We start from the raw sequence: 15570 nt of genomic DNA, 5'->3' as shown, positions 1-15570 counted from the left end.
CTGAGGAAAGGGTTCACCGCCATGCCAGAGCTCACCAGTCGCAGAGGGCTGTTGTTCGGATCCGCCGCCGTAGGAGCCGGTGCCCTCCTCGCGGGTTGCACGAGCAACGAGTCCAAGGACGAGCCGGCCGCGAACGACCAGCCGGCCGCCGACGACAAGCCCGGCAAGCAGGTCACCATCGGCTTCGCCGGACCGCAGGCCGACCACGGCTGGCTCAACGCCATCAACGACAACGCCAAGAGCCGGGCGAAGAAGTACTCCGACGTCACCCTGGAGATCACCGAGGGCTCCAACGACACCGCCGCCCAGATCGGCCAGATCGAGACGCTGATCAACAAGAAGGTCGACGTGCTGGTGGTGCTGCCCGCCGACGGCAAGGCGCTCACCCAGGTCGGCCTGAAGGCGATGCGCGCCAACATCCCGGTCATCAACCTCGACCGGATCTTCAACACCCCGCAGGCGTACCGCTGCTGGATCGGCGGCGACAACTACGGCATGGGCCTCAACGCCGGCCACTACATCGGCGAGAAGCTCAAGGGGAAGTCCGGCGCCAAGGTCATCGAACTCGCAGGCCTGGACAACCTGGAACTGACCAAGCAGCGCACCCAGGGCTTCGACGACGCGCTGAAGAACTACCCGAACATCCAGAAGGTGGCCCGCCAGGCCGCCGAGTTCACGGTCGAGTCCGGCCAGGCCAAGATGGCCCAGCTCCTGCAGGCCCAGTCGAAGTTCGACGCGCTGTGGAACCACGACGACGACCAGGGCGTGGGCGCGCTGAGGGCCATCGAGCAGGCCGGGCGCGACGACTTCCTGATGGTCGGCGGCGCCGGCGCCCTGTCCGCCTTCCAGGCCATCAAGCAGGACGACGGCGTCCTCAAGGCCACCGTCCTGTACCCGCCGACCATGGCCGCGTCCGCCATCGACCTGGCCCGCGCGCTCGGCCAGGCCAAGGGCGTGAGCGGCATGGCCGAGTTCGAGATCCCGGCCTCGATCACGCTCTACTCGGCGGTCGTCGACAAGGCCAACGTCGACCAGTACATGCCCACCGGCTTCAAGTGATCCACCCCGCACCCCCCACGTGCGCCACCCCGACCAGGACGAGGAGGACACCCACATGGGACAGCCGCAGCAGCAGTCAGAAGGGACCGAGGCAGGTAAGCCACCCTTGCGCGTCGGCATGGTCGGCTACGCCTTCATGGGTGCCGCGCACTCCCAGGGCTGGCGCACCGCGGGCCGTGTCTTCGACCTGCCGCTGAACCCGGTGCAGGCCGTGATCTGCGGCCGGGACGCCGCTGCCGCGCGGGCGGCGGCCGACCGGCACGGCTGGGCGTCCGTCGAGACCGACTGGCGTGCCCTCGTCGAACGGGACGACGTCGACCTCGTCGACATCTGCACCCCCGGCGACAGCCACGCCGAGATCGCTCTCGCGGCCCTGGCAGCCGGCAAGCACGTCCTGTGCGAGAAGCCCCTCGCCAACACGGTCGAGGAAGCGGCGTCGATGACGCGGGCGGCCGAAGAGGCGTTCGAGCGTGGCCAGGTGGCGATGGTGGGCTTCAACTACCGGCGGGTGCCGGCCACCGCCCTGGCCCGCAGCATGGTCGCCGAGGGCCGCCTGGGCGCGCTGCGGCACGTGCGCGTGACGTACCTCCAGGACTGGCTGGTCGACCCCGGGTTCCCGCTGACCTGGCGGCTGCGCAAGGAACTCGCCGGCTCGGGTGCGCTCGGCGACCTGGGCGCCCACATCATCGACCTCGCGCAGTACCTGGCGGGGGAGCGGCTGACCGGGGTGTCGGCCCTGACGGAGACCTTCGTACGCGAGCGCCCGCTGCCCGGCGGCGCCACGAGCGGCCTGTCCGCCGTCTCCGCCAACGGGTCCGGCCAGGTCACCGTCGACGACGCCGCCCTGTTCACCGGCCGCCTCCCGTCGGGCGCCCTCGCTTCCTTCGAGGCCACCCGCTACGCCACCGGCCGCAAGAACTCCTTGCGCATCGAACTCAACGGCGAGCTCGGCTCGATCGCCTTCGACCTGGAACGCCTCAACGAACTCGCCTACCACGACGGTAGGGAACCCAGAGCCCACGCGGGCTTCCGCCGGATCCTCGTCACCGAACCCGACCACCCTTACCTGGACGCCTGGTGGCCCCCGGGCCACGGCCTCGGCTACGAGCACACCTTCGTCCACCAGGCCCGCGACCTGGCCCACGCCGTCGCCGAGGGCAGGCAGCCCGAACCCTCCTTCGCCGACGGGCTGCAGGTGCAGCGCGTCCTGGCGGCGGTGGAGGAGAGCGCCGAGAAGAACGCCGTCTACACCCCGATAGCGGTCTGACACACCCCGAGCGGCCCGAGGAGGCTGACGCGCATGCCGCGTACGTTCACGCTGTTCACCGGCCAGTGGGCCGACCTGCCGCTGGAGGAGGTCTGCCGGCTCGCCCGCGACTTCGGCTACGACGGACTCGAACTCGCCTGCTGGGGCGACCACTTCGAGGTCGACAAGGCCCTCGCGGACTCGTCGTACATCGACTCCAGGAAGGAACTGCTCGACAAGTACGGCCTCAAGTGCTGGGCGATCTCCAACCACCTGGTCGGCCAGGCCGTCTGCGACGCCATCATCGACGAACGTCACCAGGCCATCCTGCCGGGCGAGGTGTGGGGCGACGGGGATCCGGAGGGGGTCCGGCAGCGCGCCGCCGCCCGTATGAAGGACACCGCGCGTGCCGCGGCTGCGTTCGGCGTCGACACGGTGATCGGCTTCACCGGCTCCGCGATCTGGCACCTGGTCGCCATGTTCCCGCCCGCGCCCGAATCGATGATCGAACGCGGCTACGAGGACTTCGCGACGCGCTGGAACCCCATCCTGGACGTCTTCGACGAGGAGGGCGTGCGGTTCGCGCACGAGGTCCATCCCAGCGAGATCGCCTACGACTACTGGACCACCTGGCGAGCCCTGGAGGCCGTCGGCGGCCGCCCCGCCTTCGGCCTGAACTTCGACCCGTCGCACTTCGTGTGGCAGGACCTCGACCCCGTCGGCTTCCTCTGGGACTTCCGGGACCGCATCTACCACGTCGACTGCAAGGAGGCCCGCAAGCGCCTCGACGGCCGCAACGGCCGCCTCGGCTCCCATCTGCCCTGGGGTGACCCCCGTCGCGGTTGGGACTTCGTGTCGGCCGGACACGGCGACGTCCCCTGGGAGGACGTCTTCCGGATGCTGCGCTCCATCGACTACAAAGGCCCGATCTCCGTCGAGTGGGAGGACGCCGGAATGGACCGGCTCCAGGGCGCCCCCGAGGCGCTGACCCGTCTCAAGGCGTACGACTTCGAGCCGCCCAGCGCGTCGTTCGACGCCGCGTTCAACAACTGAACCAGGCACCCGGCGCTGGTCGGGGACGGGGACCGGCAGCACCGCCGGTCCCCCCTCCGACCTGCGCAGATCCTGCTTTGTCCTTTGACGGGAGAAAGTTCAACCGAGTCTGACGCAAGGGGTGTTCGCCCCGGACGGACGCGGTTACCGTCCCTGAAGTGTTCAGGACACACACGGAAGCGTTCAGGGCACACAGAAGTGTTCATGGCACACAGAAGTGTTCATGGCTCAGCCACCTCCGGGGTGACGGCGCACCCCGGCGCCCGCACCGCACGTCTTCGCACCCACCCCGTACGGCCCACCCGTTCCCGGAGGGACTTCGTGCACAGAACCAGACTCCGCAGCACCCGCACCCCGCGCCCGAGACTTCGCACCGCCGTCGCCCTGTTCACCGGCCTGCTCCTGGCCGTGGGGACCCCGGCGACCGTCGCCGGCGCCCACCCAGGCCACCCGGAACACGACGAACCGGCGGCCGAGGGGCAGTTCCAGCAGGTGCCGCTCGCCAAGGGCGAACCCGAGATGGGCGAGCCGATGTCGCTCGCCGTGCTCCCGAACCGCAGCGTCCTGCACACCTCGCGCGACGGCACGCTCCGCCTCACCGACCAGGGCGGCGTCACCAAGGTCGCCGGCAAGCTCGACGTCTACAGCCACGACGAGGAGGGCCTCCAAGGCGTCGGCATCGACCCGGACTTCGAGAACAACCGGGCGATCTACCTCTACTACGCCCCGCCGCTGGACACCCCCGCGGGCGACGCCCCGGAGACCGGCACCGCCGACGACTTCAAGAAGTTCGACGGCGTCAACCGCCTCTCCCGCTTCGTGCTGAACGCCAACGGCACGCTGAACACGGCCAGCGAGAAGAAGGTCATCGACGTCGCGGCCTCCCGCGGCACCTGCTGCCACGTCGGCGGCGACATCGACTTCGACGCGGCCGGCAACCTCTACCTGTCGACCGGCGACGACACCAACCCCTTCGCCTCCGACGGCTACACGCCGATCGACGACCGCGAGGGCCGCAACCCCGCCTTCGACGCCCGCCGCAGCTCCGGCAACACCAACGACCTGCGCGGCAAGATCCTGCGCATCAAGGTCGCCGAGGACGGCTCGTACACCGTCCCGGAGGGCAACCTCTTCGCTCCGGGCACCGAGAAGACCCGCCCCGAGATCTACGCGATGGGCTTTCGCAACCCGTTCCGGATGAGCGTCGACGACAGGACCGGCATCGTCTACGTCGGCGACTACGGCCCCGACGCCGGCGCCGCCAGCCCCACCCGGGGCCCGGCCGGACAGGTCGAGTTCGCCAAGGTCACCAAGGCCGCCAACTTCGGCTGGCCGTTCTGCACGGGGAACAACGACGCCTACTTCGACTACGACTTCGCCACCGGCACCACCGGCGAGAAGTTCGACTGCGCCGCCCCGAAGAACACCTCGCCGTACAACACCGGCCTCACCGACCTGCCGCCCGCGCAGGCCGCGTGGATCCCGTACGACGGCGGCTCCGTGCCCGAGTTCGGCAGCGGCTCCGAGTCCCCGATGGCGGGCCCGGTCTACCGCTACGACCCCGACCTCGACTCCAAGGTGAAGTTCCCCGAGGCCTACGACGGCGACTTCTTCGCGGGTGAGTTCGGCCGCCGCTGGATCAAGCGGATCGAGCAGAACGAGGACGGCTCCGTCGCGAAGATCAACGACTTCCCGTGGACCGGCACCCAGATCATGGACATGGAGTTCGGCCCCGACGGCGCGCTCTACGTCCTCGACTACGGCATCTCCTGGTTCCAGGGTGACGAGCACTCCGCGCTGTACCGGATCGAGAACGCCGAGGACGGCTTCTCGCCGATCGCCGAAGTGAGCGCCGACAAGACGTCCGGAGCGGCCGGCCTGAAGGTCAGGTTCACCGCCTCCGCCAAGGACGCCGACTCCCCGGACCTCACCTACAGCTGGGACTTCGGCGACGGCACCAAGGGCGAGGGACTCACCCCCACCCACCAGTACAAGAAGGTCGGCACCTACACCGCCACCTTCACCGCCAAGGACCCCGAGGGCAACACCGGCAACGCCAGCGCCCGGATCGTGGTCGGCAACACCGAGCCCAAGGTGAAGATCGACATCCCGGGCAACGGCGCCCTGGCCGAGTTCGGCAAGCCCGTGCCGTTCAAGGTGACCGTCACCGACCCCGAGGAGACGGTCGACTGCTCCAAGGTCAAGGTCGCCTACAGCCTTGGCCACGACTCCCACGCCCACGAGCTGACCAGCGAGATGGGCTGCGAGGGCACCCTGACGCCGCCCGCCGGTGACGGCGGTCACGACCCCAACGCCAACATCTACGGCGTCGTCGGCGCCAGCTACACCGACGGCGGAGCCAACGGCCAGGAGGCCCTGACCGGCACCGCTCGCACCGTCCTCCAGCCGCTGCACCGCCAGGCTGAGCACTTCACCACCCAGTCGGGCGTGTCGGTCATCGACAAGACCGGCGCCAACGGCGGCAAGACCGTCGGCAACATCAACGACGGCGACTGGATCTCCTTCGCCCCCTACCGGTTCGACGGGCAGAAGAAGATGACCGTGCGGGCCTCCTCCGGCGGCGCGGGCGGCTTCATCGAACTGCGCACCGGCTCGCCCGACGGACCGCTGCACGGCTCGGCCCACATCCCGCCGACCGGCGGCTGGGAGACCTTCCAGAACGTCGACGTACCGCTGCGGTCCCTGCCCAAGAAGACGACGCAGATCTACCTGGTCTTCAAGGGCGGCGAGGGCGCGCTGTACGACGTGGACGACTTCGAGTTCTCCAAGCAGCCGTTCAAGGACGGTAAGAAGGTCCTGGTCTTCTCCAAGACCGCCGGCTTCCGGCACGACTCCATCCCGGCCGGCATCGCCGCCCTGAAGGAACTCGGCGCCCCGGCCGGCATCACGGTCGACGCGACCGAGGAGGCCCGGCAGTTCACCACGACCAACCTCGCCAAGTACGACGCGGTGGCCTTCCTGTCCACCACCGGTGATGTCCTCAACGCCGAGCAGCAGAAGGCGTTCGAGAACTACGTGGCGGGCGGGGGCGGTTACCTGGGCATCCACGCCGCCGCCGACACCGAGTACGACTGGGCGTTCTACGGCGGCCTCGTCGGCGCCTACTTCGACTCGCACCCGGCCATCCAGAAGGCCACCGTCCGCGTCGAGGACCACGACCACCCGTCGACCGCGCACCTCGGTGACGCCTGGGAGCGCACCGACGAGTGGTACAACTACCGCACCAACCCGCGTGAGCAGGCCAAGGTCCTAGCCACCCTGGACGAGACCACCTACCAGGGCGGGAACATGAAGGGCGACCACCCGATCGCCTGGTGCCAGAGCTACGGCGGCGGCCGGTCCTTCTACACCGGCGGCGGCCACACCAAGGAGTCCTACGCCGAGGAGGCCTTCCGGGCCCACCTGCTCGGCGGTCTGCAGTACGCCACCGGCCAGGTCAATGCGGACTGCAAGCCGAGCAAGGACTACCGGAAGATCTTCAACGGCCAGACCCTGGAAGGGTGGAAGCAGGCCGGCCCCGGCAAGTTCAACGTCAAGGACGGCACCCTGGAGTCCGAGGGCGGCATGGGCCTGCTCTGGTACCAGGCCAAGGAGCTGAAGTCGTACTCCCTCAAGCTCGACTGGAAGATGCAGGGTGACGACAACTCCGGGATCTTCGTGGGCTTCCCGGCCTCCGACGACCCCTGGTCCGCGGTGAACAAGGGCTACGAGATCCAGATCGACGCCACGGACGCGCCCGAGCGCACCACGGGATCCGTCTACTCGTTCAAATCGGCGAACATCAAGGCCCGCGACCAGGTCCTGCGTCCGCCCGGCCAGTGGAACTCCTACGAGATCAAGGTCCAGGGCGAACGCCTGCAGGTGTTCCTCAACGGAGTCAAGATCAACGACTTCACCAACAAGGACCCCCAGCGGAGCCTGACCGACGGTCACATCGGCCTCCAGAACCACGGTGCCGACGACCAGGTCTCCTTCCGCAACATCCAGTTGAAGGAACTGCCCACCAAGGGCGGCTGAGCGGCGGCGGGCGGGGGACGCCGGACCCCCGCCCGCCGTCTTTGTCCCACCCAGGGTTTCGCGCACCGACCAGGAGGCTGCCCATGTCCGCGTCCGCGTCCCTCTCCCGACCGCGTGTGGGGGTGTGGCTGATCGGAGCCCGCGGTTCCGTCGCCACCACCGTCGTCACGGGGTGCGCCGCCGTCACCGCGGGACTGCACCCGCCCACCGGCATGGTGAGCGAGACCCCGGCCTTCACCGACAGCGGCCTGCCCGCGCCGGCCGACCTCGTCTTCGGCGGCCACGACACCCTCGACTGCCCCCTGCCCAAACGCGCCGAGACCCTGACCGCCGGCGGCGTCCTCCCGCCCGGAGTCGCCACCGCCGTCGCCGCCGAACTCGCCGCCGCCGACCGGGAGATCAGGCCAGGCGGCCCCGCCCCGGGGGACACCAGGAGCGAGGCCGAACTGATCACGGCCTTCGCCGACGACATACGCGACTTCGTGCATCGCCATGAACTGGCGCGGGCGGTCGTGGTGAACGTCGCCTCAACCGAACCAGCGTCCGCGGGGCTCGGCGCCCCGCTGCCCGCCAGCACCCTGTACGCGCTCGCGGCCCTGCGCGCGGGCTGCCCCTACATCAACTTCACCCCTTCCGAGGGCATGCATCACCCCGTCGCCGCCCGCGAGGCCGAGCGCAGCGGCCTGCCGTACGCGGGCCGGGACGGCAAGACCGGACAGACCCTGCTGCGGGCCGTGCTGGGCCCGATGTTCGCGCAGCGGGCGCTGAACGTACGGGCCTGGTCCGGCACCAACCTGCTCGGCGGCGGCGACGGCGCCGCCCTCGCCGACCCGGCTGCCGCCGCGGCGAAGAACGCCGGCAAGGAACGAGTCCTCGCCGACACCCTCGGCACCGTCCCCGAGGGCGAGGTCCACATCGACGACGTCCCGGCCCTCGGCGACTGGAAGACCGCCTGGGACCACATCGCCTTCGACGGCTTCCTCGGCACGCGCATGATCCTCCAGACCATCTGGCAGGGCTGCGACTCGGCTCTCGCGGCCCCCCTGGTGCTGGACCTGGCCCGCCTCACGGCCCGCGCCCACGAGGCCGGCTTCACCGGCCCGCTCGCCGACCTCGCCTTCTACTTCAAGGACCCGGTGGGGGACGGGCCGTCGAGCCTGGGAGAGCAGTACGCGGCGCTGATGGGCCTGGGGGAGCGGCTCCGCCGGGCAGGCGAGGGCGAGACCGCTCGGGGGGCGGCGGCTCGGGGCGGGGCGACCGCCCGGACAGCCGGTCACCGAGAGGCCGCCGCTCGGACAGCCGGTCACCGAGAGGCCGCCGCCCGGACAGCCGGTCACCGAGAGGCCGCCGCTCGGGACGCCGGTCACCGCGGGTCGGTTGGGGAGGCTGCGGCAGAGGGCGTCGATCCGTGCGAGCCCGCGGAGGAGGCTGCGGTGCGGGGCGCTGTTTTGCGTGGGTCGGTTGGGGAGGCTGCGGGACAGGGCGTCGATCCGTGCGAGCCCGCGGAGGAGGCTGCGGTGCGGGGCGCTGTTTTGCGTGGGTCGGTTGGGGAGGCTGCGGCAGAGGGCGTCGATCCGTGCGAGCCCGCGGAGGAGGCTGCGGTGCGGGGCGCTGTTTTGCGTGGGTCGGTTGAGGAGGCTGCGGCACAGGGCGTCGATCCGCGCGAGCCCGTTCCGGGGAGCGGCCGTGAGCGGTAGACGCGCCTGGGCCGAACTGCTGCGGCTCCCGGCCCTGTTCACCGTCCCCGGCGACGCCCTCAGCGGTGCAGTCGCCACCGGGGGCCGACCCAACCGCCGCACCCTGCTCGCCATTGGCTCCTCCCTCTGCCTCTACGAGGCCGGCATGGCCCTCAACGACTGGGCGGACCGCGCGGAGGACGCCGTCGAACGCCCCCACCGCCCCCTGCCCTCCGGCCGCATCAGGCCGTCCTGCGCCTTCACCGCGGCCTGTGTCATGACCGCCGCCGGCCTCGGCCTGGCAGCCAGGGCCGGCCGCCCCGCACTGGCTGTGGCCGCACCCTTGGCCGCCACCGTCTGGGCGTACGACCTCGCCCTCAAGCACACGCCCGTCGGCCCCGTGGCCATGGCCGCCGCTCGCGGCCTCGACCATCTCCTCGGCGCCGCCACCACCGGCCGGCCCCAGGAGGCGCTGCCCTCCGCCGCCCTCCTCGGCGCCCACATCTTCGCCGTTACGACCGTCTCCCGCCGGGAGACCCAGGGCGGCACGTCCCTGCCACCCCTCGCGGCCCTCGCCGCGACGGCCGCCCTCGCCGGTTTCGTGGCACGAGGCGCGCGCGGAGCGAAGCGAGCCGCGTCGACGGGCGCCGGCGAAGGGACCGCCGCCATCGCCCCCGGCTTGGAAATCGGCGCCGGACGCCGCACGCCCGCGCAGGACAGGGCCGACCACACGCTCGACGTGGCCCTGCGCACCGCCCTGGCGACCGCCTACGCCGCGACCGCCGGCCGCCCCTACGCCCACGCCGCTCTCAACCCCTCACCACCCCTGACCCAGCGAGCCGTAGGCGGCGGCATCCGCGCCACCATCCCGCTCCAGGCAGCGCTCGCGGCCCGCGCCGGATCCGGGCTCACCGCCGTGGCCGTCGCCGCGCTTGCCCCGATCGGACGGAAGTACGCGAAGAAGGTGAGCGTCACATGAGCCCTCGGCCCCACCCGGCGCCAGACCCCGGCGAACCGGCCTCGCCCCGCGTCCCCCTCCGCTTCGGCTACGGCACCAACGGCCTCGCCGACCTCCGCCTCGACGACGCCCTCGCCCTGCTCGCTGACCTCGGCTACGACGGCGTCGGCCTGACGCTCGACCACATGCACCTCGACCCGCTCGCCCCGGACCTCGCAGCCCGCACGCGCCGCCTCGCGCAGCGGTTGGACACGCTCGGTCTGGACGTCACGGTGGAGACCGGCGCCCGCTATGTACTCGATCCGCGCCGCAAGCACGGCCCCTCCTTGCTGGACCCCGACCCGGACGACCGCGCCCGCCGCGTCGACCTGCTGATCCGGGCCGTCCGGGTCGCCGCCGACCTCGGCGCCCACGCCGTGCACTGCTTCAGCGGAGTCACGCCGGCGGGCACCGATCCGGACACGGCCTGGGACCGTTTCGCCGAAGCACTCACACCGGTCCTGGACGCCGCCACCACTGCCGGCGTCCCACTCGCCGTCGAACCCGAACCCGGTCACCTCCTCGCCACCCTCGCCGACTTCCACCGACTCCGTCGCACACTGGGCGACCTGGACCACCTCGGCCTGACCCTCGACATCGGCCACTGCCAGTGCCTCGAAGCCCTCTCTCCCGCCGACTGCATACGTGCCGCCGCCCCCTGGCTGCGGCACGTCCAGATCGAGGACATGCGCCGCGGCATCCATGAACACCTCCCCTTCGGCGACGGCGAGATCGACTTCCCACCGGTGCTCGCGGCCCTCGCCGCCACCGGTTACCAAGGCCTGACCGTCGTGGAACTGCCCCGCCACTCCCACGCGGGTCCGCACTTCGCCGAACTCTCCCTCCCGTTCCTCCGCCACGCCGAGGCCACGCACCTCAGATCTCCCGTTCCTGTCCCATCGCACGGCGATCCCTCCGCCACCCCTGAAGGGAGCACCTCATGACCCAGCCCCGCATCAGCCCGGCGACCCCGGGCGCGGACACCGAGGGCCACCCGCTCACGAACGCCCGGGCCGACACGGAACCCCGTCGGGACACCGTGCAGCCGTCCGGTCCCGCCACCACGCCGGCCCCACCCGCAGAGTTGCGCGGCCATGTCACAGCCCACCTCGATGCCGCCGGCCGTGCCTGGCTGCGCCGGGCCATCGACGAGGCCGCTGCCCATCCCGGCACTCACGGGCCCATCTCCACATGGGAGCTGCGCATCGCGGAGGCCGGCCGCCGTTGCGGTTCCGAGTACGCCGATGCCGCTCGCGTCCTCATCCTGCACGCGGCCCGCGCCGACGCCGACGCCCTCACGCGTGTCTACTTCCAGGGCACCGCCGCCGAACGCCGCGCCGTCCTGCACGCGCTGCCCCACCTCGTGCCCGGCCCCGAGGCCCTCCCTCTTGTCGAGGACGCCCTGCGCACCAACGACACGAGCCTCCTCACCGCCGCCGTCGGCCCCTATGCCGCCCGGCACCTCGACGCTCACCAGTGGCGCCACGCCGTCCTGAAGTGCCTGTTCACCGGTGTGCCGGTCGCCACGGTCGCCGAGCTGGACCGTCGTGCCCGCGACGACGCGGAGCTCGCCCGCATGCTCGGCGACTACGCGGCCGAACGCACCGCGGCAGGCCGTCCGGTCCCCGAGGATCTGCACCGCGTCCTGACCCTGACCGACCCCAGAGCCACCCCGCCGGCCCCCCACGGCCCCCACGGCACCGACGGCAAGGAGTCCTGATGCGCCTCTTCGACCCCCACATCCATATGACGTCGCGCACCACCGACGACTACGAGGCCATGCACACCGTCGGCGTCCGCGCCGTCGTCGAGCCCTCCTTCTGGCTCGGCCAACCCCGTACCTCTGCGGCCTCCTTCCTCGACTACTTCGACTCCCTCCTCGGCTGGGAGCCTTTCCGCGCCGCCCAATACGGCATCGCCCACCACTGCACCCTCGCCCTCAACCCCAAGGAGGCGAACGACCCGCGCTGTGTTCCGGTCCTCGACGAGCTGCCCCGCTATCTCGTCAAGGACCAGGTCGTCGCCGTCGGCGAGATCGGCTACGACTCGATGACCCCCGCCGAGGACACCGCCCTCGCAGCCCAGCTCCAGCTCGCCGCCGACCACGAACTGCCCGCACTCGTCCACACCCCGCACCGCGACAAGCTGGCCGGCCTGCGTCGCACCCTTGACGTCGTCCGGGAGTCCGAGCTGCCCACGGACCGCGTCCTGGTCGACCACCTCAACGAGACCACGGTCAAGGAGGCCAAGGACAGCGGCTGCTGGCTCGGCTTCTCCGTCTATCCCGACACCAAGATGGACGAGGAGCGGATGGTCGCGATCCTCCGTGAGTACGGGCCCGAACAGGTGCTGGTGAACTCCGCCGCCGACTGGGGCAGGAGCGACCCCCTCAAGACCCGCAAGGTCGCGGACCTGATGCTCGCCGAAGGCTTCGGCGAGGACGACGTCGACCTGGTGCTGTGGCGTAACCCCGTTGCCTTCTACGGGCTCAGCGGCCGTCTCACCCTCGACGTCGCGACCCCGGAGGCGACCCACGAAGGCAACTCCATCCTCCGCGGCGCCCCGAAGGACGCCAAGGAATCGGCCGGCGCACCTATGGACCCCAAGGAATCGGCCGACGCACCCAAGGACACCGATGGACCGGTAGCCGCTCCAGGAGAGCGGGACCGCACGACCGCCGTCCCGGCCCCGGGGGCGTGATCCATGCGCTTCCGCCACCCCGACGGCTCCACCGTCCACCTCGCGTACTGCACCAACGTCCATCCGGCCGAGACCCTCGACGGCGTCCTCGCCCAACTCCGCGACCACTGCGAACCCGTCCGCCGACGGCTCGGCCGCGACCGCCTCGGCATCGGCCTGTGGCTCGCCAAGGACGCCGCCCACGCCCTCGTCACCGACCCGTCCGCCCTGCGCCGTCTGCGGACGGAACTGGACGGGCGTGGCCTCGAGGTCGTCACCCTCAACGGCTTCCCGTACGAAGGCTTCGGTGCCGAAGAGGTCAAGTACCGCGTCTACAAGCCGGACTGGACCGATCCCGAGCGCCTCGACCACACCACCGCCCTGGCCCGGGTCCTCGCCGGCCTGCTCCCCGACGACGTCACTGAAGGCAGCATCTCCACACTGCCTCTCGCCTGGCGCACCGCCTATGACGAGCGCGGCGCCGAGATCGCCCGGACCGCACTGCTCACCCTCGCTCAACGCCTCGATGCCCTGCGGGAGCTGACCGGCCGCGACATCCGCGTCGGCCTCGAACCCGAGCCCGGCTGCATCGTCGAGACCACCGGCGATGCCATCGCCCCGCTCACCGCGATCGGCCACGACCGCATCGGCATCTGCGTCGACACCTGTCACCTCGCCACATCGTTCGAAGACCCGCACACCGCGATGGACTCGCTCGCCCAAGCCGGCGTACCGGTCGTCAAGTCCCAGCTCTCGGCCGCCCTGCACGCCGAACACCCCCATCTCCTCGAAGTCCGCGAGGCCCTCGCCGCCTTCGACGAACCCCGCTTCCTGCACCAGACCCGCACCGCCACCGCCGCCGGCCTGCGCGGGGCCGACGACCTGGGCGAGGCGCTCAAGGGCGACGCCCTGCCTGACGCCTCACCGTGGCGCGCCCACTTCCATGTCCCGCTCCACGCGGCTCCCGCCGCGCCCCTCACCTCCACACTCCCGGTACTCAAGGCCGCACTGACCCGCCTGGTCGGCGGACCGCGCCCGCTCACCCGCCATCTCGAGGTCGAGACCTACACCTGGCAGGCCCTCCCGGCCGAACTGCGACCCCGCGCCCGCAGCCAGCTCGCCGACGGCATCGCCGCCGAACTCACCCTCGCCCGCGACCTGTTGACGGACCTTGGCCTGAAGGAGCTGCCATGACCGAGCAACCGGGGCCCGCCGGGTCCGAGCGACAGAGGCCCGCCGCGCCCGAGCGACCGGAAGCCGCCGGGTCCGAGCGACCGGCCTCGTCAGTCCCGACCACCGGTCAAGAAGCCCGACCGGCGGACGTCTCCGTCGCGAGCCGACCCACCCCTCTCCTCGTCCTCGACGTCGTCGGCCTCACCCCCCGTCTCCTCAACCACATGCCTCACCTCAAGACCCTCGCCCAGTCCGGTTCCCACGCGCCGCTGGGAACCGTCCTGCCCGCCGTGACCTGCGCCGCCCAGTCCACGTTCCTGACCGGCACCCACCCGTCGGAGCACGGCATCGTGGGCAACGGCTGGTACTTCCGTGACCTCGGCGACGTACTCCTGTGGCGCCAGCACAACGGCCTGGTCGCCGGTGACAAACTCTGGGACGCCGCCCGCCGCGCCCACCCCGGTTACACCGTCGCCAACATCTGCTGGTGGTACGCGATGGGCGCCGACACCGACATCACGGTCACCCCTCGTCCGATCTACTACTCCGACGGCCGCAAGGAACCCGACTGCTACACCAGGCCGCCCGCTCTGCACGACGAACTCACCGAGAAGCTGGGCACCTTCCCGCTGTTCCACTTCTGGGGCCCCGGGGCGGACCTCGTCTCCAGCCGCTGGATCATCGACGCGACCCGTCACATCATCCGCACCCGGCACCCAGACCTGGCCCTCTGCTACCTCCCTCACCTCGACTACGACCTGCAGCGCTTCGGACCCGACGACCCGCGCTCGCTGAAAGCGGCCGCCGACCTGGACACGGCCATGGCCCCGCTCCTGGACGACGCCCGGGCGGAGGGCCGTACCGTGGTCGCGCTCTCCGAATACGGCATCACCCGCGCGGACCGACCCGTGGACATCAACCGGGCCCTGCGGCGGGCGGGCCTGCTGGAGGTGCACACCCAGGACGGCATGGAGTACCTCGACCCGATGGCCTCACGTGCCTTCGCCGTCGCCGACCACCAGATCGCGCACGTCTACGTGCGCCGGCCGGAAGACCTCGATGCCACCCGGGCCGCACTGGACGGACTGCCCGGCATCGGGCAACTCCTCGACGACGAGGGCAAGAAGGCCCACCATCTCGACCATCCGCGCTCCGGCGAGCTCGTCGCCGTCGCGGAGCCGGACGCGTGGTTCACGTACTACTACTGGTTGGACGACGACCGCGCGCCCGACTTCGCGCGACTCGTCGAGATCCATCGCAAACCCGGCTACGACCCGGTCGAACTCTTCATGGATCCTCTCGACCCCTACGTCAAGGTCAAGGCGGCGACTGCGCTGGCCCGCAAGAAACTCGGCATGCGTTACCGCATGGCGGTCGTGCCTCTGGATCCGTCACCTATTCGCGGCAGCCACGGCCGCCTTCCTGCGAGCGACGACGACGGTCCGCTCCTCATCTGCTCCACCCCCCGCGCTGTCGGTGACCGCGTCGCGGCCACCGATGTGAAGTCACTCCTGCTCCAACTCGCCGGTCTCGGCTGACGGATCACGACCGGCACGCATCGCTCGCCGGTCCCAGCGACCCGTTACTTCCGACTGGTCACAAGTGAAGCACTCACCACTGACAACGGCCTTCGATCACAGGGAGTTCCA

Annotated in this window: 10 protein-coding genes and 1 pseudogene; all 11 read left to right on the top strand. The window is 71.0% G+C overall.

Features of this window, described 5'->3' with window-relative positions; genetic code table 11:
- Positions 1-21: 21 nt before the first annotated feature.
- The 11 genes and pseudogenes from ACFY5C_RS03585 (at position 22) to ACFY5C_RS03535 (ending at position 15459) form a co-directional block, all read left to right on the top strand.
- A complete protein-coding gene (locus ACFY5C_RS03585; protein ID WP_389439919.1) occupies positions 22-1059 on the top strand; it encodes a substrate-binding domain-containing protein in 1038 nt (345 codons plus the stop codon).
- A gap of 55 nt (positions 1060-1114) precedes the next feature.
- Positions 1115-2326 (top strand): Gfo/Idh/MocA family protein, encoded by a 1212-nt coding sequence (locus ACFY5C_RS03580; RefSeq protein ID WP_389439917.1) that lies wholly within the window; start codon positions 1115-1117, stop codon positions 2324-2326.
- A 33-nt stretch (positions 2327-2359) separates the two neighbouring features.
- Positions 2360-3358 (top strand): sugar phosphate isomerase/epimerase family protein, encoded by a 999-nt coding sequence (locus ACFY5C_RS03575; RefSeq protein WP_389439915.1) that lies wholly within the window; start codon positions 2360-2362, stop codon positions 3356-3358.
- Between the two features lie 321 nt (positions 3359-3679).
- Positions 3680-7396, top strand: a complete 3717-nt coding sequence (locus ACFY5C_RS03570) for a ThuA domain-containing protein (protein WP_389439913.1) — start codon at positions 3680-3682, stop codon at positions 7394-7396.
- Between the two features lie 83 nt (positions 7397-7479).
- A pseudogene (locus ACFY5C_RS03565) lies at positions 7480-8610 on the top strand (inositol-3-phosphate synthase); the annotation flags it as partial.
- A gap of 472 nt (positions 8611-9082) precedes the next feature.
- Positions 9083-10051: an SCO3242 family prenyltransferase gene (locus ACFY5C_RS03560; protein ID WP_389439911.1), complete on the top strand. Its 969-nt coding sequence runs from the start codon at positions 9083-9085 to the stop codon at positions 10049-10051.
- On the top strand, positions 10048-11013 hold the full coding sequence (locus tag ACFY5C_RS03555) for a sugar phosphate isomerase/epimerase family protein (RefSeq protein WP_389439909.1): 966 nt from the start codon (positions 10048-10050) through the stop codon (positions 11011-11013). Before ACFY5C_RS03560 ends, ACFY5C_RS03555 begins: the two co-directional genes overlap by 4 nt.
- The gene (locus ACFY5C_RS03550) at positions 11010-11789 is read left to right on the top strand and encodes an EboA domain-containing protein (protein WP_389439907.1); all 780 of its coding nucleotides are present in this window, start codon (positions 11010-11012) and stop codon (positions 11787-11789) included. The genes ACFY5C_RS03555 and ACFY5C_RS03550 overlap by 4 nt, the downstream gene beginning before the upstream one ends.
- Positions 11789-12769 carry a TatD family hydrolase gene (locus ACFY5C_RS03545; protein WP_389439905.1) on the top strand — a complete coding sequence of 327 codons (981 nt, stop codon included), beginning with the start codon at positions 11789-11791 and terminating at the stop codon, positions 12767-12769. Before ACFY5C_RS03550 ends, ACFY5C_RS03545 begins: the two co-directional genes overlap by 1 nt.
- 3 nt (positions 12770-12772) lie before the next feature.
- Entirely contained in the window at positions 12773-13942 is a 1170-nt protein-coding gene (gene eboE / locus ACFY5C_RS03540; RefSeq protein ID WP_389439903.1) for a metabolite traffic protein EboE, read from the top strand.
- Positions 13939-15459, top strand: coding sequence for an alkaline phosphatase family protein (locus ACFY5C_RS03535; protein WP_389439901.1), 1521 nt, complete (start codon positions 13939-13941; stop codon positions 15457-15459). Before eboE ends, ACFY5C_RS03535 begins: the two co-directional genes overlap by 4 nt.
- The last annotated feature ends 111 nt before the right edge of the window (positions 15460-15570 follow it).

This window comes from Streptomyces sp. NPDC012935, from assembly GCF_042900345.1.
GTDB lineage: Bacteria > Actinomycetota > Actinomycetes > Streptomycetales > Streptomycetaceae > Streptomyces.
Note: the sequence above shows the minus strand (reverse complement) of the source record. Positions and strands in the feature narration are given on the sequence as shown.